Consider the following 21,617-nt stretch of genomic DNA (forward strand, 5'->3'; position numbering starts at 1 on the left):
GTAGCCCGTAGCCCGGGTGGAGCGGAACGCGTAACCCGGGACGTCTGCATCCGCGTTTGCGAGCGGCCCCGGGTTACGCTGACGCTTCACCCGGGCTACAGGCTACCCTGCGGAAGATGTGGGATGCTTCGCTCCAGCGTCTCCTCTGGCGTTCCCGACGCATCCACGGTCTCCCAATCGATGGCACCGGTGTCGATGCTGTCCTGGAATAGCGCCACGTCTTGGGTTGCGTCCGACGCATCGTTCCGGCGCGCGCCGATGCGCGCGAGGCGGACGGAAGTCTCGGCAACCAGGAATATCCCAAAGAAATCGACGCCGAGGGAAGCCGCGAGCGGGCGAAGCTGGTTTCGCTCGTCTTGCTTCAGGAACGCGGCGTCGACCACTGCGGAAAGCCCCTGAGCCAGCACAGCTCGCGCGCGGTCCAGCATCGCGTCGTAGACGCGTTCGGACGTTCCGGGCGCGTAAGCCGACTCGGGCAGTTTGACCAGCGGACCGACGCCAAAGATCTCCTTGCGGATTACATCCGAGCGCAACAGCACCGCGCCGGGTGCGGGCTGGACCAGTCCGGCGATGGCGCGTGCCAGCACGCTCTTGCCGGTGCCGGAGCGACCGCCGACTGCGATGAGCGACGGTTTTCCCGGCGCGATCAGTTCGAGTGCGAGTTCGAAATACGACTGCGCGTCCGACAGCACGGCGGCGCCGCCGCCCTGCGCATGCTTGGTCAGGAGCACATTCGCCCTGATCGCGGCGCGGATGGACAGGAACAGCGGCAGCAAGGCGAGCGCGCCGGCGTTCTGCTGCCATGTGGCCTGCAGATAGGAATTCAACAGCCGGTTCGCGGCAGCGCGGTTGCCGAAATGCAAGAGGTCCATCAGCGGAAAGGCGAGGTCGTAGAGCACATCCGTGGTGGCGATGACGGGGTCGAATTCGATCGCATCGAACAGGCGCGGCTTGCCGTCGATCAGCACGATATTGCCGAGATGCGCGTCGCCATGGCATCGCCGCACCATTCTGGCGGCGGTGCGCTGCTTCAGAAGCGGTCGGTTCCTGGCGAGTAGCTCGCAGCTCAGGACATGCAGCCGCTCGACCTCGGCGCCGGCAAGCGCGGGATGGCCGCGAAACGCGATCGTGTTGCGCTCGATGAGGCCGGGAAGCGACGCGAGCCAGGTCTCGCCATCTGAAACCGGCGCGCTATCGTGGGACGCCGCGATCGCCTCGGCCAGCGGTTCGGCGAGCTTCGGCGTGATCTCGCCTCGAACCGCCAGATGGTCGAACGTCCTGTTCTCGTCGAACCGCGCCATCTCGACCGCCCACTCGATGACTTCTCCCTTGCCGCCGATTTCAGGGCCAGCTTCGCCTTCCGTGATCGGCACGACGCCGCGATAGATACCTGGCGCGAAGCGCCGGTTGACGGCGATCTCCTCCTCGCAGGCGTGCTTGCGCTTGTCGAGCGAGGAGTAATCGAGATAGGGCAGCCTCACCGCGCGCTTGACCTTGTAGACGCGGTCGGGCTTCAGGAACACGATCGAGCCGTGCGTGTCGACCCGCCGGGTATCCTGCGCGCCGGACGGCTTGCCAAGAAAATCCAGCACGCGGTCCTGGTCGGTCGCGCCTTGATGCGGGGGCGGTGGCGTCATGGCTGCAACACCGCCGCGCCGACCAGATTGCCGCTGCGCAAGCGCGTCAGCGCCTCATTAGCCTGATCCAGCGAAAAGGTGGTCGTCGTCGTCTCGATGCCGGCCTCGCGCGCCACTTTGAGAAAATCCCTGCCGTCCTGGCGTGTCAGATTGGCGACCGAGACGATCTGCCGCTCCTCCCAGAGAATATCATAAGGAAAGGACGGAATATCCGACATGTGGATGCCGGCGCAGACCACGCGGCCGCCTTTGCGCAAAGCGCGCAAGGCCTGCGGCACCAAAGGACCAATCGGCGCATAGATGATGGCGGCGTCGAGCTCGGCCGGCGGCTTGTCGCCGGAGGCGCCCGCCCAGTCGGCGCCAAGCGACAGGGCGAGTTGTTGCGCCTCTATGTCGCCGTCGCGCGTGAAGGCGTAGATCTCGCGGCCTTGCCAGCGCGCGACCTGCGCGATGATGTGGCCGGCAGCACCGAAGCCATAGATGCCGAGGCGCTTGCCGTCGCCGGCCATCACCAGCGAGCGCCAGCCGATCAAGCCGGCGCAGAGCAGCGGCGCCAGCGCGACATCGTCGCCGTCCTCGCCGAGCGGAAAGCAATAGCGCGCATCGGCGATCAGGTGGCTCGCAAACCCGCCATCGCGCGTGTAGCCGGTGAAGCGTGGATGGTCGCAGAGGTTCTCCTTGCCTTCGCGGCAATAGGGGCAGGTGCCGCAGGTGAAGCCGAGCCAGGGCACGCCGACGCGCATGCCGGGCGCAAGGCCGTCGACAGCCTCGCCAAGCACATCGACGCGGCCGACGACCTCGTGACCGGGAACGATTGGATAGCGGATGTCGGGCAATTCGCCGTCGACGACATGCAGGTCGGTGCGGCAGACGCCGCAGGCGGAGACCTTGATGCGCACCTCGCTCGGTCCGGGCGACGGATCGGGGCGCTGCTCGCGCACGAGCGGCGTGTTAGGTGCCTGAAGAACCATGGCGTACATCAGCAACACCTCTCTGAGGCCACAGGGGAAACTTGCGGTCTTTTTTTTGCGTTGGTTCCAGTCTGCCGCGCATGCTCTGGGTCTCACTTGATTTCGCTCAACGCCCGTCCTTCGACAGGCCGTAGACAAGCATCTTGGTCATTCCGGGGCGATGCGCAGCATCGAACCCGGAATCCATTTCACCGCTTGCATATGTCGCAAGATGGATTCTCTGATGTGCGCTTGCACATCATAGTTCGCGCGTTGCGCGCCCCGGAATGACAGAAGGGATGCCGTAGCGCGGGTTCGACCTTCTCGGTGTGAAACTATGATCGGCAGCGCGGCACTCTTCGCCGTTCTCGCGCGTTATACGTTTGCGGGCGGGCCGAAGAGCGATACGGAGCAAGCATGGCTGTCGAGACGGAACTGAAATTTCGCGTCGCCGCGCGCAACCTCAAATCTCTCGCCGGCTGGCGCATTCCCGGCGGAAAAATGGGTGAACGGTCGGAGAGCGATCTGCTCTCGACCTATTTCGATACCGGGAAACACAAGCTGAAGCGCCACGGCCTGACGCTTCGCGTGCGGCAAAACGGCAGTACGAACATCCAGACGATCAAGTCGGCGAATGGCGCGCAGTTTGGCCGAGGCGAATGGGAAGCCGAGATCAAGAACGGCACGCCGGACCTTCGTGAGGCCGACAACACTCCGCTCGAGCCGCTCGCCTCGAGGAAGCTGCAACGCAAGCTGAAGCCCGTGTTCAAGACGGCGATTCATCGCACCACCGTTCCGCTCCGGACCAGGAGAAGCGAGATCGAACTCGCCATCGATCGGGGAAGGATCGTCGCGGGTCACCGAGCGAGCCCTGTCGAGGAACTCGAACTTGAGCTGAAACGCGGGCGGCTGGCCGATCTGTTCCGCGTTGCCAGAGCGATCGAGCAACGGTCGGGAGCCGAGCTCGACTTGCGGTCAAAATCGGACCGCGGCTATGGCCTCATGCGCGGTAGCGAGGAACCGGTCGTTTTCGCCGAGCCGATCGAGTTGGAAGCCGATATGACAGCGGGCGAGGCGTTCCACGTCATCGCGCGCGCGACGGTTCGTCATTTCTCTGGAAACGCGGATACCGTCCGCAATCTTGATGCGGAAGGCGTTCACCAGATGCGGGTAGGACTCCGGCGGCTGCGCGCGGCGATCTCGCTGTTCTCCAAGGTGCTGCCTCGTGCCAGGACGGGGGCCCTTAAGCGCGAGCTGAAGTGGCTCACGGCTGAGCTCGCGCCTGCGCGCGAAATCGACGTGTTCATCAAGGAGCAGGTCGAGCCGGTCACGCATGACCGCGCGCTGAGCCGTGGCGGCAAGGCCATCAAGGAGGAGTTCGGCGAGAAGCGCGCCAATGCCCTTGCGCGAGCGAAGAGGGTGGTGAGCTCGGAACGGTTCCGCAGGCTGCTGGTCGACACGCTGGAGTGGATCGAGTCGAAGCCGAACTCGCCAAACGCGCACGATGACGTCCCGATCGAAAAATTCGCGACCGACGTTTTGCACCGCCGTACCAGGAAGGCGCGCAAGCAAGGCCAGCATCTTGATCGGCTGTCGCCGCGCGCGCGGCACAAGCTCCGGATCAGGATCAAGAAGATCAGGTATGCGGTTGACTTCTTTGAGGCGCTTTTTCCGGCCAAGCGCGACCGAAAGCGGCTCAAGCGCCTGTCCAGCCATCTCAAGAAGATCCAGGATGCGCTCGGCGCGTTGAACGACTTTGTTGCGCATCGGAAGATGGCCATGGCGGCGGCGCTGCAGGCGCCGCGCGAGAACAGGCGGGCGCGTGCGCTTGCGGCCGGCGTGGTGGTTGGCCGCGAGGACAAGGCGATCAGGCCGCTGATCAAGTCCGCCCTCAAGGAGGCGCGACAGCTACAAGTGGTGTGAATTCGCGCTACTTCGATTTGTCCGATGTCGCGCGCTTGCTGCCAGCGATATCCGCCTCCCATCCGAACACGGAGCGGCCGCCGAGCGCGGGCGATCGGTTGCCTTCCTGCGCGACGAACGCATCGAAGGATGGGCCGGTTGCGGTTCGCTCCAAGAGGCGCGCCTGATTGTCGAGGCGCTTTAGCGCCTGTATCTCTTCGTCGCGGCCGAGGCTCGCCTGCTGCACGGCCGATTTCAGCACGCGGATGGTTTCGTCGTAGACCTTGATCGGCACCGGATAGGGATGGCGGTCCTTGCCGCCATGGGCGAGCGAGAACCGCGCGGGATCCTTGAACCGGTAGGGCGCGCCATGGACGACTTCGGCGACCATCGCGAGCGACTGCACGGTGCGCGCGCCGACGCCTGATGTCAGCAGCAGTTCGGGAAAATCGCGCGGGCCGCATTCGGCGGCTGCCGCCAGCGTGCCGTGCAAGCGGCGCGTGAACACGTCGCTGGCGCGCACGTCGTGATGCGCGGGCATGATCAGATGCGGCAGCTCCGGCTGCGGATCGGGCTGCTTCGAAAGCGCGGCATATTCGCGTGCGATACCGTCGGGGCCGAGCGCGCCGAGCAGATCGAGCTGTGCCGAGCGCGAGCGTTCGGCGCGGTGGTCGGTCAGGTTGATGATCTCGCCCTGCGTGGGACCGTCAATGGCGCTGTGCGGTTCGTCGACGAAGCTGCGCAGATTTTCGGAATGCCAGTGATAGCGGCGCGCCTGCCGCTTGTCGCCGTTCATGCCTTGCTGCACCACGGTCCACTTGCCGTCCTCGGTGACGAAGAAGCCGTGCAGATAGAGCTCGAAGCCGTCCTGGACGGCGGCGCTGTCGACCTTGGCCACCAGCCGGCTGGCGCGTGTCAGCGCCGCGCCATCGAAGCCGGTACGTTCGCCGAGGGCGGTCAATTCGTCCGGCGTGCGACGCGAGTTGCTGCCGCGGCCGCCGCAGACATAGATGCCAAGCTCGTCTTGCAGCGGCGGGAGCCCGCGCTTCAACGCGCCGATCACCGACGTGGTGATTCCAGAAGAATGCCAGTCCATCCCCATGACCGCGCCGAAGGATTGGAACCAGAACGGATGGGCGAGACGCTGCAGGAACTCCTCGCGCCCGTAATGGTGGACGATCGCCTGCGTGATGATCGCGCCGAGCGTGGACATGCGCTGGCCCAGCCACGCGGGCACGCGCCCGTTATGGAGCGGAAGATCGGCGCTGCCGGTTCGTCGTGCCATGGGGGTCCCGATGCGGAATCAGACGGAGTGTAGCAGTTCTTGCTGCGCCATAGGAGCGAGGTCGCGCCGAGTTTCGTAGCCCGGGTGGAGCGCAGCGCAACCCGGGACTTCTTAAGACTGCGTTGAGAGCGGCTCCGGGTTACGCTGACGCTCACCCGGGCTACGGCACTGGTGCGCCGCTCAGTCCCGCATCGTGCGCAAGGTGATGGAGTAGCGGGGTGCTTCGACGGCGGGGATGCTATGCTCCCAGATTTGCCTGGCCTCACCCGAGAGCAGGTAGATCGACCGGGGTTGCGCCTCCAGGGTGAAGCGCTCCCACTTGTCGCCGGCCGGGCGGCGGAAGCGGAACTTGCACGGCGATCCCAGCGACAGGCCGAAGATCCGGTCGAATTGCGGCTTGTCGCGGTGCCAGCCGATGCCGACGCCGGTCTCGTATTCGGTGCAGAGCGCCTGGGCGATCTCGGTCCCTGATCCGCCAAAGGCCTCGACCTGCCCGATCACGGGGCCAAGCCAGTCGGGGATGAAATCGGCCTCGCGTAGCCGGCGCTCCGTATAGTCGTAGCGGAAGCCGAACGAGGCCACCCGCCGCTTGCCCTGATATTGGCCGAACTGGAACGGCTGCAGCGGAAGCGCCGCGATGCGCGCGATCAGTTCCCGCTCGATGTCGGGCGAAAGGAAATCGGCGGCATAGCGCAGTCCCTCCGGCGCTGAAAACGCGGAGGAATTGTCGGCAAAAAGGGCGAGCTGCTCGGTCAGGCCGGCGGTCCTTATCTCGGCATGGCAGGATCGGCCCTTAATATAGGGCGGAACAGCGCGGCATGAAGGGGGCCGTCGATCGCATCGCCGGACCAGGTGCGGCGGCCCTTCACGCGCGCGTGCGTCACTCCGCGGCCATCTCCTGCGCGCCGCCGAGCAATTTCACATTGAGGCGGCCGCCGGCGAACAGCATGTCGTCGAGCGCCTCGTCGATGTCGGCTGATATCACCGACTTGCCGCCGTCGCGCGCGATGCTGGCCTGTGCGAGGCGCCGCATCAGCTCCTTGATGAAGGCGGCGCTGACGCCATCCGTGCGCCGCACCGCTTCATCGACGGTGCTCTCCTCAAGCGGCAGGTTCTTGCCATAGAGCCGCACGAGCTTGCCGCGGCCGATCGCATCCGGCAGCGGCACCTCGATCGCTTGGTCGATGCGGCCGGGCCGGCCGGCCAGCGCGCTTTCGAGCTCTTCGGGGCGATTGGTGGTGAGCACGAACAGGATGTCGGCATCCTCCTTCAACCCGTCCATCTCGTTGAGCAATTTGTTGAGCAGCGATTCCTCGCACGGGCCCATCAGTTCGCGGTCGCTGGCAATCAGGTCTACGTCTTCGATGACGACCATCGTCGGCTGCAGCAGCCGCGCCAGATTCATGTAGGCTTCGAGCAGCCCGATCTGTTCGGCGGTGATGATCAGCGTCGTATGTCCCGGCAGGTTGGTCGCGAGATAGCGGATGGTGTGAGTTTTGCCGGTGCCCGGCGGGCCATAGAGCAGGATGCCCTTGCGCGTCGACTGACCCAGTCGGCGCAGCGCGTCGCGGCTACCGACAAAGTTCAGAACATTGCGCTCAAGCAGTCTTAGGGTCGGTTCGGGCAGGATAACGGCCTCGCGATCGATCGGCGGCAACCGGTGCACCGTTACTCCCCTTGAGCGTCCGCGATATTCGGCTCCGCCGTCGAGCGAAAGAATCTTGCCGCGATAGGAGCGTGCTGCCTGCACCGCTTGCTCGAGTTCCGAAAAACAGCGCTGCACGAAGGTGTCGCCGGTTGCGCCGGTCGGCACCGCGATCTCGATCCGGATCGCGTCCTCGTTGCGGGATTCGCGATAAATTGATAGCAGCACCGCGTAGCGAAGCTCGCCAGCGCGGCACAGCCACAATCCGTTGTTAAGACATTTCACCGCCGCCGGCTCGCCGACGTCGACTTCATAATACTGCGGCGGAGCGATCACCGGCGCATTGCGCCCGTCATTCATCAATCCCGCAAAAGTCAGCGTCTCGTAGCGATATTCTTCGTGGACGCCGAAGAAGTGGATCGGTGAGGCGAGCAATCGGTCCAGCGCGACTTGAACGTCCGCACGCATATGACCCGGAAAGCCGCGCGCCCGCGTCACGAGCTGGTTGCGCGGAATGCCGGCAAAATGCCAATCAATCGCGACGTATGTGTATCTGAATTCTTCGCCCTGCAATTTTTCGGATGCATCCCTTGCCGCGAGCAGGCAATCGCTGCAGAGGCAGGCGATCTTGTCGCCGAGCTGCACCTCCTGCACCGGCGGCGGCGCGCCGCACAAATCGCATGGGCCGCTGGTCCTTACTGCCTCGCTGGTAATCTGAAGACGATGCCCGGCCGCGCTGATGCGCTGTTGCGCGGTTTTCCAAAGCGCCGCCGCGACCCGGGACGGATAAGGGCCGCAGGTGGCATTGCCTTGCTGGTCGATCTCGGCCGCGAACAGGATCGCCTCCCGTTCCGACTTGCCGAACACGGCGCGCAAGAGCTCCCTGACGAACTCCCGTGGCGTCTCATCATCATTGTGGAAGACAAACTGAAACGATTCGGCGCCGGTATACCCGTCGTCCATGAAATACCTCTTGTACGCAACTTAAGATCGAAAGAACAAAAAAAGAACATCACGAAACCTGCCCTTCGTCAAGCAGGCCAAACTAGAAAATGTCGGAGAGCTTTGCCGGAGGACGATTCGACACATCTTCGGCAGATTGACGGCGCACAGACCGCGATACCGATTCGCCGTTCGCGCGGGCCGCGCTTGTGAACTGCCTGTCGCTGCGACTTGATCAAATCGGCGGGCATGGTCCATAAGCGGCGTCCTCGCGACCGGTGGTTCGGTTGCTTCGAAGTGGTGCAGAGGGAATTGCGTGGCAAAGATTCATCAGCAGATTGCGCAAGAGCTTGGCGTGCGCGAACAGCAGGTCGAGGCGGCCGTCACGTTGCTCGACGGGGGCGCCACGGTGCCGTTCATTGCCCGCTATCGCAAGGAATTGACCGGCGCGCTCGATGACGCGCAATTGCGCACGCTGGAAGAACGGCTCACCTATCTGCGCGAGCTCGAGGAGCGCCGCACCGCGATCCTCAATTCGATTCGCGAGCAGGGCAAGCTCGATGCCGCGCTCGAAGCGCAGATCATGGCCGCCGACAACAAGGCGCGTCTGGAGGACATCTATCTTCCCTACAAGCCGAAACGTCGCACCAAGGCCGAGATCGCCAAGGAGGCCGGGCTCGAACCTTTGTCCGAGCTGTTGATGACGCAGCCGCAGCATGATCCGAAAGCGCAGGCGGCAGGTTTCGTCGATGCGGAGAAGGGCGTGGCCGATGCCGCCGCGGCGCTGGAAGGCGCGCGCGCGATCCTGGTCGAGCGCTTCGACGAGGACGCCGATCTGATCGGCGCGCTGCGCGAGGAGGTGTGGACGAATGCGCGCATGGTCTCAGCCGTGCGCAAGGGCAAGAAGACCGAGGGCGAAAAGTTCAAGGACTATTTCGACTTCAGCGAGCCGCTGCACAAGCTGCCGTCGCACCGCATCCTGGCGCTGTTCCGCGGCGAAAAGGAGGAGATTCTCGACCTGCAGATGCAGCCGGAGGCAGAGCCGCCGGTTGCCGGCGTGCCGAGTGCCTATGAATTGAAGATCATGAAACGTTTCGGCATTTCCGATCTCGGCCGTCCCGGCGACAAATGGCTGATCGAAACCGTGCGCTGGGCGTGGCGCACCAAGATCCAGGTGCATCTCAACATCGACCTGCGCATGCGGCTGTGGACGGCGGCGGAAACCGAAGGCGTGCGGGTGTTCGCCTCCAACCTGCGCGACCTCTTGCTGGCGGCGCCCGCCGGTGCGCGTGTCACCATGGGGCTCGATCCCGGCTATCGCACCGGCGTCAAGGTCGCCGTCGTCGATGCGACCGGCAAGGTGCTGGCGACGACAGCGGTCTATCCGCACGAGCCGCAGCGGCAATGGGACGAGGCGCTCGCGATCCTCGGTAAGCTCGCCATTCAGCATCGCGTCAACCTGATCGCGATCGGCAACGGCACGGCCTCGCGCGAGACCGATAAGCTCGCCACCGAACTGGTGAAGCGGCTGCCGGACTTGAAGATGACGAAGATCGTCGTCTCGGAGGCCGGCGCTTCCGTTTATTCGGCCTCTGCCTATGCGTCGGAGGAACTGCCCGGGCTGGACGTCACCCTGCGCGGCGCGGTGTCGATCGCCCGCCGCCTGCAGGATCCGCTCGCCGAGCTGGTGAAGATCGATCCCAAGGCGATCGGCGTCGGCCAGTATCAGCACGATCTCGGCGAAAGCAAGCTGGCGCGCTCGCTCGATGCCGTGGTGGAAGACTGCGTCAACGCCGTCGGCGTCGACGTCAACACCGCCTCCGTCCCGCTGCTGTCGCGGGTGTCGGGCATCGGGCCCGGCTTAGCGCAAAGCATCGTGCAGCACCGCGACTCGAACGGCCCGTTCAAGTCGCGCAAGGCGCTGAAGGAGGTGCCGCGGCTGGGGCCGAAGGCGTTCGAGCAATGCGCCGGCTTCCTGCGCATCAATGATGGCGAGGACCCGCTCGATACGTCCGGCGTGCATCCCGAAGCCTATCCGGTGGTGCGCCGAATTCTCGCAGCGACCAAGAGCGACATCAAGGCGCTGATCGGCAACAGCGAGATCGTGCGCCAGTTGAAGCCGCAATCGTTCGTCGACGAGACCTTTGGCCTTCCGACGGTCACCGACATCCTGCGCGAACTGGAAAAGCCCGGCCGCGATCCCCGTCCGGCGTTCAAGGCTGCGGTGTTCAAGGAAGGCGTCGAGGAGATCAAGGACCTCCGGGTCGGCATGATCCTCGAGGGCACTGTCACCAATGTCGCCGCCTTCGGCGCCTTCGTCGATATTGGCGTGCATCAGGACGGGCTGGTGCACATCTCGGCGATGTCCAGGACCTTCATCAAGGATCCGCGCGAGGTCGTCAAACCCGGCGACATCGTCAAGGTGAAGGTGCTGGACGTCGAAGTCGCCCGCAAGCGCATCGCGCTGACGCTGCGGCTCGACGACGAGACCGGCAAGAAGGATTCGAAGGGCTCATCGCGCGACGGTGCTCGCGGGCCGATGACGTCCTCTGCCCCGCGCAAGCAAGAACAGCCCGGCAACGCCTTCGCCGACGCCTTCCGTCGCGCCAACGAGAAGAACGGCAAACCGTTGCGCTAAGCGGAGGCAGCCTCCGCGGGCTGATCTCTCATCGTGCTCGCGGACGCAGCCACTCACTCCAAACCTCTTCCCGTCCAGGACGGGAGACGTGCCATCGCTCGCCTTTATCAGGATCAAGCACGGAAGATAACTTTCGTGTCAGAATCTGTCACCGTTGTCAGTTGAAGTCGAAGGAAGATTTGGCTCTCCTGATCCTTCTCTTGTCGCGACGTGATGCGTCGCTGCAATTCAACCAGGAGGAATCGGGATGAAGAGCAAGCTCGTCAATTCCCTTATCGCGGGTGCGCTCACGACCGCGCTTGCGCTGGCATCGCCGGCCTTCGCTCGCGGAGGCTTCGGGGGCGGCGGCGGTGGCGGCTTTCATGGCGGCGGCATGGGCGGTGGCTTTCACGGCGGTGGCATGGGCGGCGGCTTTCACGGCGGCGGCTTTGGCGGAGGCTTCCGCGGCGGTGGCTTCGGAGGCGGGATGCATGCCATAGGCGGAGGTCCGCGTTTCGGCGGCATGGGCGGAGGACCGCGTTTTGCCGCCATAGGCGGAGGACCGCGTTTTGTGGGTGGGCGGTTTGCCAGTGCGCGGTTCGCGAATGCTGCATTCGCGCCTCGCTTCGCGAGCCCTGCCTTTCGAGGCGCAGCCTTTCGAAGCGCAGCCTTCCGGCATGGCTTCCATAACCGCTTCTTCCGCAACCGCTTCAATCGCTTTGCGTTCATCGGCGTGCCCTTCGCCTACGCCGCCTACGCCGGCTACTACGACGACTGCTGGACCAGAGTGTGGACGGGATATGGACTGCAGTGGGTCAACGTCTGCGGGTACGACGGTTACTACTGACTGCCGAACGACGGTGTGATGATCGCGCCAGGGTACCTTCCGGCGAAGCCTCGCCGGGTGGCCTTGGGTAATCGTCACATTCATGTGAGCCGTCCCGCGCAACCATCGGAGTACGATGAGCGTCTCCGACAAAGCCAGTTGCGCGACGTCCTGGTCTGCAGGAACGCCGCGCGTTCGTGGCCAGTCATTCGGAAGAAGACCATGACGGCAGGTCATCGCCGCATTCTGGTCGTCGAGGACGACCCGGAAACCGCCGGCCAACTCGCCGAGCAACTCACGAGCAGCGGCTACGAGGTGGATCTGGCCGCGAGTGGCAACGAAGCCCTGCGCCGCGGCACGTCTCGCGACCATGCCCTGATCACGATCGACCGCATGCTTCCCGACATCGATGGCCTCGCGGTCATGCGTCAATTGCGCGACGGTGGCGTCGCCGCTCCCTTCCTGATCATCAGCGCGCTCGGCGAGGTCGATGATCGGGTCCGTGGCCTGCGCGCCGGCGGCGATGATTATCTGGTCAAACCTTTCTCCTTTGTCGAATTGCTGGCGCGGCTGGAAGCGCTTGGCCGGCGCAGCGAAACCATCGCCAAGGACACCATCCTGCGGGTCGGCGATCTCGCCATCGACCTGATCTCGCGCACCGCCAACCGCCGCGGCAAGGACATTCCGCTGCTCCCGCGGGAATTTCAGCTTCTGGAGTATCTGGTCCGCAACGAAGGCCGCGTCGTCTCCCGCGCGATGCTGCTGCAGCACGTGTGGGATCTTCACTTCGATCCCTCGACCAATATCATCGACGTCTATGTCGGACGCGTGCGTCGCAAGGTCGACGACCAGCAGGCCTATCCGTTGATCCATACCGTCCGCGGCATGGGGTACTGTCTCCGTGCTCCTGGCTGATACACTGAGGTCAACGACCTTCAAGCTGGCGCTGGCCGCGATCGTGACCTTTGGCGTAATCGCCTCCGCCATCTTCATCTATGTCTATCTGTCTACTGCCTCTTTCGTGCGCAGCCGATCAGATCAGGCCATCATGGCCGAATATTCCAGTTTGCTCGGCGCTTACGAGCGATCAGGACGCAGGGAACTGATTGAGCTGATCCGAAATCGGATAGCTGGCAGCAGTTCTGCAGAACACGTGTATCTCCTGGTCGATCATGCATCGGCCGTTCTCGCCGGCAATCTCGACAAATGGCCTTCGCCGGCCACGGCAGCGCAGGGATGGACGGAGTTTCATGCCCCTCGTGCGTCGGATGCAGCAAGTCAATCGCGGTTTCGCGCCATGTCTGCAACGCTGCCGGGCGGCGATCGCCTGCTGGTGGGAACTGATATCAGCGACCTCGACAGCTTTGCCGCCAAGATCTGGGCGGCGGTAATTGCGATCATTTTCTTGATGTTTGTGATTGCGGTGGTGGCGAGCATCCTGGTCACGCAGCGAACGGTGGGACGAATAGAAGAGATCAACGCGACCAGCCGGGCCATCATGCAAAGCGGCCTCGACAAGCGAATTCCGCTGCGCGGCAGTCATGACGAATGGGATCGCGTGGCGGAGAACCTGAACCTGATGCTCGATCGCATCGAGGCCTTGATGGGCGACGTCAAGCAGGTGAGCGACAATGTCGCGCATGATCTGCGGACGCCGCTCACCCGGATGCGCGGACGGCTGGAGAAGGCCTTTCACGGCGGGCGTATCGGCGAGAACGATCAAGCGCTGATCGGCGACACGATCGCGGACCTCGATGCTGTCCTGGGGATGTTTTCGTCGATCACGCGGATCGCGCATATCGAGACCCAGGTGCGCAAGGGCGCGTTTCGCAACGTGAACCTGGTCGAGATCGCAAGCGAGGTCGTCGAGCTCTATGATGCCGCGGCGGAGCGCGATGGCACCGATCTTTCCATAACTGGCGACCGCGAGGTGCGGGTGACCGGCGACCGCGATCTCCTGTTCGATGCGATCGCCAACCTCGTGGACAATGCCATCAAGCACGGCCGCGCCGGTGGCAAGATCGTGGTCGCCTGCGAAAATGTCGATGACGGGGCCGTCATTGCGATCACGGATGACGGGCCCGGAATTCCCCAGTGCGAACGCGACCATGTCTTCAAGCGATTTTACCGGCTCGAGCAGAGCCGCTACACGCCTGGAAACGGCCTTGGACTGAGCCTAGTCGCCGCGGTGGCCAACCTTCATGGCGCCCGGATCGAGATGCTCGATCATTCACCGGGTCTTCAGTTCAAGCTCTGGTTCTCGGCGCCGGCGAGTTAGCGGAATTGTCTGTCGACAACAGGCCAGTGAAGAGCGGACGGGCGTAGAGCCGAACCGCCGTCTCCGGGGTGATACCAGGCGCCCATCGCTGCAACTCGGACGCTGCATTGACCATCGTCGACACGAGCTGCGCGGCAATGGAGGCGTCGAGCGTGCGCACCTGGCCCTGTTCCATTCCTTCCACGATAAACCTGCCGAAACGCTCGGTGAGGCGGTTGAGCCCGGCCTGGGCATCCTTTCGCCGGCCGAGCGGGAGCGCACCCCAGGCAGTGATCCGCAGCAGGGGTCCCTGATCGGACAGTTGAAAGCGGACAAGCTCCCGCGCGCTCGTGCAGAGGCGAGCCCAACCGGATGGGCTGCGCTCGATGGCGAGCGACTGCATTCTCCGGACCACGTCAAAGGTTCGTTCGAAGCAGGCGAGGATCAATTCGTCCTTGCTCGTGTAGTGATGATAGAACGATCCCTTGGTCAGGTTGAGGCTGCTCGCGATCCTTTCCAGCGATGCGCCGCGATAGCCCTGTTCATTCACCATCATGGTGGCCGCGCGCAGAAAGGCCTCTGGAACGACGTCCCGTGCGGTCGCAGCTCGCGGCCAACCGAGCTCGGGCGCTCCGCCTTCCCGCCAGGATTTGGGGGACCGAGCAAGGCCATCGATCAGGATCGCAGACATCCTTTCAGCCGCCGGCCGATAGTCGGACGGCTCATAGCGTGAGATCCACGCCCGCATCATGTTGACGAGCGACAGCAGGAGGTGGGCTCTCGCATTTCGCGACAGGCGATCTTCCGCCGACTCGCTGCGGGGAAGCAGCGAGCGCACGCTGCGGAACAGATCGTTGTAGGCGTCGAACACGCGACGTGCATGGGATCCGGTCAGTGCGCGGATATCGTTGAAGAACACCAGCTCGTCCCGCGTGCCGGTGGCGATCTCCGCCAAGAGATCGGCGTAGCCGCATACGTAGCTGCGGATTCTGTCTTCCGGCCGGCTCTCCCGTGCCGCGTCGAGGACCACGGTTTTGGTTGTCTCTATCGCCGCGAGCAGACATGCCGCCGCGAGGTCTTCCTTGCGGCGATAGTAGTAGGTGATGCTGTGGGTCAGGAGGCCGACATCCGCTGCGATCTCGGCAAGGGTCGCGCCCTTCAGGCCATCGCGGTTGAACAGGCGCGCCGATGTTCCGATGATCGCCTCGCGCCGCTTCAGGTATTTTTGCGTGTACCGAGCCGGATCACTGCGCCGCGTCGACCTCTCGGACGGCATTATTGTGCGGCCATGTCGTGGAGGTGGCAGGCGACGGCCCGACCGGCACCGAGGTCGCGCAGCGCAGGATCCTCGTGTCGACAGCGATCCATCGCAAGCGGACAGCGCGTGTGAAAGCGACAGCCGGACGGCGGATTCATGGCGCTCGGCACCTCGCCCGAGACCGGAACGCGTTTGCGGGTGGCCTCGACGACGGGATCTGCGACCGGCACGGCCGCCAGCAGTGCCTGGGTATAAGGATGGAGCGGCTTGCGATAAATCTCGTCCCGTGCCGCGATTTCAACGATCCGCCCAAGGTACATCACGGCGATGCGGTCACTGACGTGGCGGACCACGGCAAGGTCATGGGCGATGAAGAGATAGGCCATGCCGAGCCGCTGCTGCAGCTCGACGAAGACGTTCACGACCTGGGCCTGGATCGAGACATCAAGCGCGGACACCGGCTCATCGCAGATGATCAGCGCGGGCTCGAGCGCCAGCGCGCGCGCAATGCCGATCCGCTGTCGTTGACCGCCGGAGAATTCGTGCGGGAAGCGGTCGGCCATGTCGGGCAGCAGGCCGACGGTCCGCATCAGTTGCGCGATCCGTTGATCAAATGCCTTCCTGTCGTTCGCGAGGCCATGAACCTCGAGCGGTTCGCCGATGATATCGCGGACCTTCATGCGCGGATTGAGCGATCCGAACGGATCCTGATAGACCATCTGCATGCGCCGGCGCAGCGGACGGAGGCTGGACTTGTCGAAATGGGTAATGTCCTGGCCTTCGAACTCGATGCGCCCGCCGGACGGCTCCAACATCCGCAGGATTGCAAGGCCCGTCGTCGATTTTCCGCAACCGCTCTCGCCGACAAGGCCAAGCGTCTCGCCGCGTTTCAACTGGAAGGAGACGCCGTCGACGGCCTTTACCGTCGCCACCTGCTTGCGGAACACCGCGCCCTTGTGCACGGGGAAGTGCACCTGCAGATCATCGACGCGGAGGAGGACATCGACCTCAGACATGTGCAGGTGTCTCCAGCCAACAGGCGGCCTGGTGTTGCGGTGCTATCGCGGCCAGTGCCGGCCGCTCCCGGTGGCAAAGGTCCGTGGCCTGCCTGCAGCGCGGCGCGAACGCGCATCCTGTCGGCAGCCTGGCGAGGTTGGGCGGCTGTCCGTCGATCGGCACCAGGCGCTTGCTGGTGTCGCCGTCGAGCCGCGGCACCGACGCCATCAGGCCGCGCGTATAGGGGTGGCGGGGATTGGCATAAAGCTCGCGCGCCGGCGCCTGTTCCACCACGCGCCCCGCATACATCACGACGACGCGGTCCGCATATCGTGCGACCACTCCGAGGTCGTGCGTGATCAGGATCAGCGAGCAATGGGAACTTTGGGCGAGATCCTTCAGGAGATCGAGGATCTGCGCCTGAACCGTCACGTCCAGCGCCGTGGTCGGCTCGTCAGCGATGATCAGCCGTGGCTCGCAGGCCAGCGCCATCGCGATCATGGCACGCTGGCGCATGCCGCCCGAGAACTGATGCGGATAGGCGCGGAGCCGCGATTCCGCATCCGACATCCGCACCCGTCCGAGCAGTTGCTTGGCCGTGCCGAGCGCCGCATCCCAGGGCTTGCGCCGATGGACATTGATCGGTTCGGCAACCTGCAATCCCACCGTGAGCACCGGATTGAGCGAGCTCATCGGCTCCTGGAAGATCATGGCGATGCGGTTGCCGCGTATCTCCATGATCTCGCGCTCGGAGAGCTTGGTGAGATCGGTGCCTTCGAAAAGGATCTCGCCGCTTTCGATCCGGCCGGGCGGCGAGGGGATCAGACGCAGGATCGACAGCGCGGTCACGCTCTTGCCTGAGCCGGACTCGCCGACAACAGCCACCGTCTCGCCTACGCCGACATCGAAGGAGACATCATCGACGGCAGTCACCGCCCCCCGCCCGCGACCGAACCGGGTCACGAGGTTGCGTACGCTAAGGAGAGGTTTGGCTGCCGTCGTCATTGCAAGGCTCACCGTTCCTAATAACCAAGCTTCTTCTTCAAGCCCTGATCGATCCAGAGTCGAGCATGGATGGGACCGGGTCGCTCGGAGCCGACACGCAGTTCGCCGCCATAGTTCTTCACCCACGGCCACCATGCCGTATAGAAGTAGTCGACGGGCAGCCAGATATAGGGGGCCTTGTCCACGATGTCGCGCGTCAACGCCTTGATCATCTCCTGGCGCTTGGACTCGTCCCGCTCCAGGTAGACGTCGTTCATCTTCTTGTCGAACTCTGGATCGGAGTATTGCGACGGATTCCAGGTCTGCTTGGTGACGAAGCTCTTGCGGATCGACGTCGTGGGATTGGTGTGGCCGTTGCGCATGAAATAGCCCGCGGCGTTGGTCTTCGTCGTCATGGCGGAGAGGAAGGCGCCATATTCCATCGGCTGGATCTCCAGCTTGACGCCCACTTTCTCTAGATAAGCCGCAACCAGCGGCAGCAGATCCATGTGATCCGGCGAGCAGGAGCAGACCTGGACCTTGAAGGAGAAGCCGTTTGGGTATCCGGCCTCCTTCAGCAAGGCCTTCGCCTTGTCAGGATTGTAGGTGAAGAGCTCCTTCACGCTGTCGGGCATGCTCTCCAGCGGCTCGTAATAGCCGATGTAGTCCGGATGCATGGGATAGGCGAACAGTTCGGCATTGCCATTATAGTAGGAGGCCACGATCTCCTTCTTGTTGACCGCCATGTTCAGGGCGCGTCGCACACGAATGTCGTCGAACGGCTTGGTGTCGACGCGCATGGCGAGGAAGGTGCCGCCGGTCCCGAGCGAACGCGACCACTGCAATTGGGGCGCACTCTTCTTCAATTCGTCCACGGCGGTCCATCTGATCGATTCGAGAAGGTCGAGCTTGGCAGTGCGGAGCGCGGTGAGGTATGTGGCCTCGTCCTTTATGGTGCGATAGACGATCTTGTCGACGAACGGCAGCTTGTACTCCTGGCCGCCGATCTTTTCCTTGTCCCAGTAGATAGGGTTCTTCGAGAATGTGACGGCGTTGCCCTGGACATAGTCGGTCAGCATGAATGGGCCGGTGCCGTTGGCGTTCTTCCAGTTGCCGGCGCCGGCGTCGACCACTTCCTTCGGCACGATGCCGGAATAATAGCCCCAGCCGAAACGGTAATCCCACTCGGCGTGATAGTTGTTGAAGGTAAAGACGACCGTATGCGGGTCGGTCGCCTCGACTTTCTGCACATGATCGAAATAGGTTGGGACCTTCTTCGGGCTCTTGTCGAGGCGGTAGTAGCTCTGCACGACGTCGTCGGCGACGAGTTCGCGTGAGGCCATCACGCCCGGCTTTTCGGGAAACATGACGCCCTTGCGGAGCTTGACCTCGACTCGGAGTGGATTTTCCTTCCATTCCCAGCTTTCCGCGAGTTCACCCTTGATGGCGTCGCTCGGCAGCCAGGCGTCGGGCACGAAGCTGTATTTGCCGCCGTTGCGCTTGGCCTTGGAAAGATCGCCGACAAAGAGCTGTTCGTACATCAGCCCGGTGTCCTGCTGGAATTTCCAGGTCCAGTCGGCGGGATCCCACGACAGGGGCGACAGGGTCACATAGACCATGCCGATGTTGAGCGTGCCGCCCGCTTGCGGCTTTTCATCCGCCAGGGCTGGCGACTGCGCCAGGCCAAGCGTGGCCGCGATGGCCAAACCTCGCGCGAAACCGCCGAACGTCGTCTTCCGATCCATGTTCCTCTCCCTCCTCTTTGTTTGTTTTGTATGGCCGCCGGCTATCGCGATCCGCGCATGCGCGGGTCGAGCAGGTCGCGCAGGGCATCGCCAAAGACGTTGGTGGCATAGACGACGATGGTCAGGCAGAGCCCCGGCGCCAGGGCCAGCCATGGACCCTGGAACATGTACGTTCGCCCGCTGCCCGACAGCAGTCCGCCCCAGGTCGGCGCCGGCGGGGGAACGCCAAGACCGAGAAACGACAGTCCGGATTCGACGAGGATCACGGCGCCGACGCGGGTCGTGAACAGCACGATGATCGGCGGCATGATGTTGGGCAGGATATGCCGCCAAAGGATACGGCTGGTGGAGGCACCGATCGACTGGCTGGCGTGCACATACATGTGCTCGCGCACGGAGACGACGGCGCCGCGTATGATGCGGGAGCCGGCGATGCCGAAGGCAAGGCTCAACACGCCGATGATCTGCGGCATGCCCGGACCGACCACGGAGACGACGGCGATCAGGATCACGAGTTCGGGAAAGGACATGTAGGCATCGACGAACCGCTGCGTGATCATATCGAAGCGGCCGCCGAGATAGCCTGTCAGCGCGCCGATCAGCACCGAGATCACGGTTGCAAGAAACGCGGCCGAGAAACCGATGATCACCGAAAGGCGGGCGCCATACAGGCAGCGCGAGAACAGGTCCCGGCCGAGATTGTCGGTGCCGAAGAGATGCGCCCACGACGGCGGCTTCAACCGCTGTATGGGATTGATCTCGTTGAAGCCATAGGGCGCCAGCACATCCGCGAACAGGCCGGCAAAGACGAACAGCAGAAAGATGATCCCGGCCGCGGCACCAAACGGCTTCTCGCGGAACAGGCGGCCCAGAAACTGCAGTGCCGGGTTGCGTCTGCTCTCCTGGCCGACGGAGGGATTGGCCTGTTCGATCGCCGTCATCTGGTCCTCACCCGGGGATCGAGCAGGCCGTAGCTGAGATCGACCATGAGGTTGATGAGCATCACTGCGAGTCCCACCGTCAGGAACACGCCGGTGATGATCGGGTAGTCTCGCTGATTCACCGCCTCGAGCAGGAGAAGCCCCATGCCGGGGATGACGAAGATCTGCTCGATGATGATGGCGCCGCCGATCAGCAAGGGGGCCTGGAGGCCCACGAGCGTAATCACGGGAATGAGGGCGTTGCGCAAGGCGTGGCGCATGATGACGAGGCGTTGGTTGAGACCCTTGGCGCGGGCGGTGCGGATGTAGTCCTGGCGCAGCACCTCCAGCATCATGGTGCGCGTCATGCGCATCGTGACAGCCGACAGGCTCGCGCCGAGAACCAAGGCCGGCACGATCATCTGCTTGAGGTTCTGGATCGGGTCGTCGGCGAACTTCACGTAGTTCACTTCGGGCGACCAGCCCCACCAGATCGATGGGAACACCATCACCATGGTGCCCATCCAGAAGCTCGGCACGGCCAGCAGGAGAATCGAAAACGAGCGCGCGACGAAATCGCCTACCGTGTCCTGCCGAACGGCGGAGTAGACGCCGATCGGAAGCGCGATCACGAGGCCTACCGCGAGCGCGATAACGCCGAGCTCGAAGGTGACAGGCAGGCGCTGCAGGACGAGTTCGAGGACCGGGGTCGATTGCCAGAGCGACCGGCCGAAATCGCCTTTCAAGATGCCGGCGATCCAGATCAGGTATTGTTCGGCCATAGGCTTGTCGAGGCCGAGCGCATGAACGAGCTGTTCGCGGCTCAGCTTGTCAGCCGCCAGATCGTTCTGGCTCAGCATCATGTCGATCGCGTCGCCCGGAATCATCCGTACCGTGGCGAACACGATCAGACTGGCAAATAGCAGCGTGGGGATCAGCGCCAGCAGCCGGCGCACAATGTAGCCGTACAAGGGCTTACCCGCTGATGGTAGCAGCCATCGAGCATTCCGGAAGTTCGAAAAAAATGTTCGTTAGCTTCACCTTGCAGTCCTCCCTCTTGCAATCGGTCTGCTGCCGATTTTTCGTGAGGAGAAATTCGCCGCTCAACTTGCGTTGCAACGCGGCAATTTCTGGCGTTTCCTCACTGTTGTTAGGATCGTATCACCGCTTAGCGCGCTTGCAACAGCTTCGTGGATGAGACGACTGCCTCCGAGCGCGCTGGCAGCTACCATACTCGGTTTTTGAAAATGCAGGTGCGGCTCGTGGCCGCAGTGGGGTCACGATCAGGGCGCCGGAAGAAAGTTCCTGGAGCATGATGAGATGAGGTCGAATCGTATCCGCGATGAACGCTGCGCTCCCTCTCCCGCAAGCGGGAGAGGGCTGGGGTGAGGGTTTCTCCGCATTGGGATTCCCCGAATGGAGAGAGCCCTCACCCGGCGCTACGCGCCGACCTCTCCCGCAAGCGGGAGAGGTGACTCTCAAGGCCGCTCCGCGGTGAGGTTGCCGAAAGGGAGGTGCAGGTTCTCCAGTTCTGTGCGTCAAGTTCAGCAAAATCGGTCATGGGGTCCGGCCAAGCCATCCCCTCGGAGCCGCCGTCGCTCGCTCGCCCCAAGCGCAGCGCTGGCGAGCGACGGCGGCTCCGAGGGGTGGCGT

14 protein-coding genes and 2 pseudogenes are annotated in these 21,617 nt (G+C 63.6%); 5 read left to right on the forward strand and 11 right to left on the reverse strand.

What is annotated here, in order from left to right:
• Positions 1-95: 95 nt before the first annotated feature.
• Entirely contained in the window at positions 96-1,637 is a 1,542-nt protein-coding gene (locus tag ACZYOF_RS17530; protein ID WP_463716543.1) for a bifunctional aminoglycoside phosphotransferase/ATP-binding protein, read from the reverse strand.
• Positions 1,634-2,617: a zinc-dependent alcohol dehydrogenase family protein gene (locus ACZYOF_RS17535; protein ID WP_463716544.1), complete on the reverse strand. Its 984-nt coding sequence runs from the start codon at positions 2,615-2,617 to the stop codon at positions 1,634-1,636. Before ACZYOF_RS17535 ends, ACZYOF_RS17530 begins: the two co-directional genes overlap by 4 nt.
• 387 nt (positions 2,618-3,004) lie before the next feature.
• On the opposite strand from ACZYOF_RS17535, the gene ACZYOF_RS17540 reads away from it, so the two are divergent.
• Positions 3,005-4,510 (forward strand): CYTH and CHAD domain-containing protein, encoded by a 1,506-nt coding sequence (locus tag ACZYOF_RS17540; protein WP_463716545.1) that lies wholly within the window; start codon positions 3,005-3,007, stop codon positions 4,508-4,510.
• Positions 4,511-4,517: 7 nt separating this feature from the next.
• Here ACZYOF_RS17540 and ACZYOF_RS17545 read toward each other — a convergent pair whose 3' ends face one another.
• The 3 genes from ACZYOF_RS17545 to ACZYOF_RS17555 form a co-directional block, all read right to left on the reverse strand.
• Positions 4,518-5,774, reverse strand: a complete 1,257-nt coding sequence (locus ACZYOF_RS17545; protein ID WP_463716546.1) for a DUF763 domain-containing protein — start codon at positions 5,772-5,774, stop codon at positions 4,518-4,520.
• Between the two features lie 180 nt (positions 5,775-5,954).
• Positions 5,955-6,626, reverse strand: a complete 672-nt coding sequence (locus ACZYOF_RS17550) for an alpha-ketoglutarate-dependent dioxygenase AlkB (protein WP_349017008.1) — start codon at positions 6,624-6,626, stop codon at positions 5,955-5,957.
• Between the two features lie 28 nt (positions 6,627-6,654).
• Positions 6,655-8,382: an ATP-dependent Clp protease adaptor ClpS gene (locus tag ACZYOF_RS17555; protein ID WP_282528297.1), complete on the reverse strand. Its 1,728-nt coding sequence runs from the start codon at positions 8,380-8,382 to the stop codon at positions 6,655-6,657.
• 295 nt (positions 8,383-8,677) lie between these two features.
• Here ACZYOF_RS17555 and ACZYOF_RS17560 point away from each other — a divergent pair, with 295 nt between their 5' ends.
• The 4 genes and pseudogenes from ACZYOF_RS17560 to ACZYOF_RS17575 all read left to right on the forward strand — a co-directional run.
• Positions 8,678-10,999 (forward strand): Tex family protein, encoded by a 2,322-nt coding sequence (locus ACZYOF_RS17560; protein ID WP_282528298.1) that lies wholly within the window; start codon positions 8,678-8,680, stop codon positions 10,997-10,999.
• 247 nt (positions 11,000-11,246) lie between these two features.
• Positions 11,247-11,825 carry a hypothetical protein gene (locus ACZYOF_RS17565; RefSeq protein ID WP_463716547.1) on the forward strand — a complete coding sequence of 193 codons (579 nt, stop codon included), beginning with the start codon at positions 11,247-11,249 and terminating at the stop codon, positions 11,823-11,825.
• 201 nt (positions 11,826-12,026) lie between these two features.
• A complete protein-coding gene (locus ACZYOF_RS17570; protein ID WP_130578264.1) occupies positions 12,027-12,719 on the forward strand; it encodes a response regulator transcription factor in 693 nt (230 codons plus the stop codon).
• 427 nt (positions 12,720-13,146) lie between these two features.
• Positions 13,147-14,082, forward strand: a pseudogene (locus ACZYOF_RS17575) (sensor histidine kinase); the annotation flags it as partial.
• A gap of 424 nt (positions 14,083-14,506) precedes the next feature.
• Here the strand turns inward: ACZYOF_RS17575 and ACZYOF_RS17580 are convergent.
• The 6 genes and pseudogenes from ACZYOF_RS17580 to ACZYOF_RS17605 form a co-directional block, all read right to left on the reverse strand.
• Positions 14,507-15,337 (reverse strand): annotated as a pseudogene (locus tag ACZYOF_RS17580) (TetR/AcrR family transcriptional regulator); the annotation flags it as partial.
• Complete coding sequence (locus ACZYOF_RS17585; RefSeq protein WP_463716548.1) at positions 15,337-16,335, reverse strand: ABC transporter ATP-binding protein; 999 nt, start codon at positions 16,333-16,335, stop codon at positions 15,337-15,339. The pseudogene ACZYOF_RS17580 and the gene ACZYOF_RS17585, both read right to left, overlap by 1 nt.
• The gene (locus ACZYOF_RS17590) at positions 16,328-17,320 is read right to left on the reverse strand and encodes an ABC transporter ATP-binding protein (protein ID WP_463716549.1); all 993 of its coding nucleotides are present in this window, start codon (positions 17,318-17,320) and stop codon (positions 16,328-16,330) included. Before ACZYOF_RS17590 ends, ACZYOF_RS17585 begins: the two co-directional genes overlap by 8 nt.
• 17 nt (positions 17,321-17,337) lie before the next feature.
• Positions 17,338-19,044, reverse strand: a complete 1,707-nt coding sequence (locus ACZYOF_RS17595; RefSeq protein WP_463716550.1) for an ABC transporter substrate-binding protein — start codon at positions 19,042-19,044, stop codon at positions 17,338-17,340.
• Between the two features lie 41 nt (positions 19,045-19,085).
• Entirely contained in the window at positions 19,086-19,985 is a 900-nt protein-coding gene (locus ACZYOF_RS17600; protein WP_394568122.1) for an ABC transporter permease, read from the reverse strand.
• Complete coding sequence (locus tag ACZYOF_RS17605; protein WP_463716551.1) at positions 19,982-20,935, reverse strand: ABC transporter permease; 954 nt, start codon at positions 20,933-20,935, stop codon at positions 19,982-19,984. The genes ACZYOF_RS17600 and ACZYOF_RS17605 overlap by 4 nt, the downstream gene beginning before the upstream one ends.
• Positions 20,936-21,617: the final 682 nt, after the last annotated feature.

The sequence above is a fragment of the Bradyrhizobium sp. LeoA1Lang genome (genome assembly GCF_055413685.1).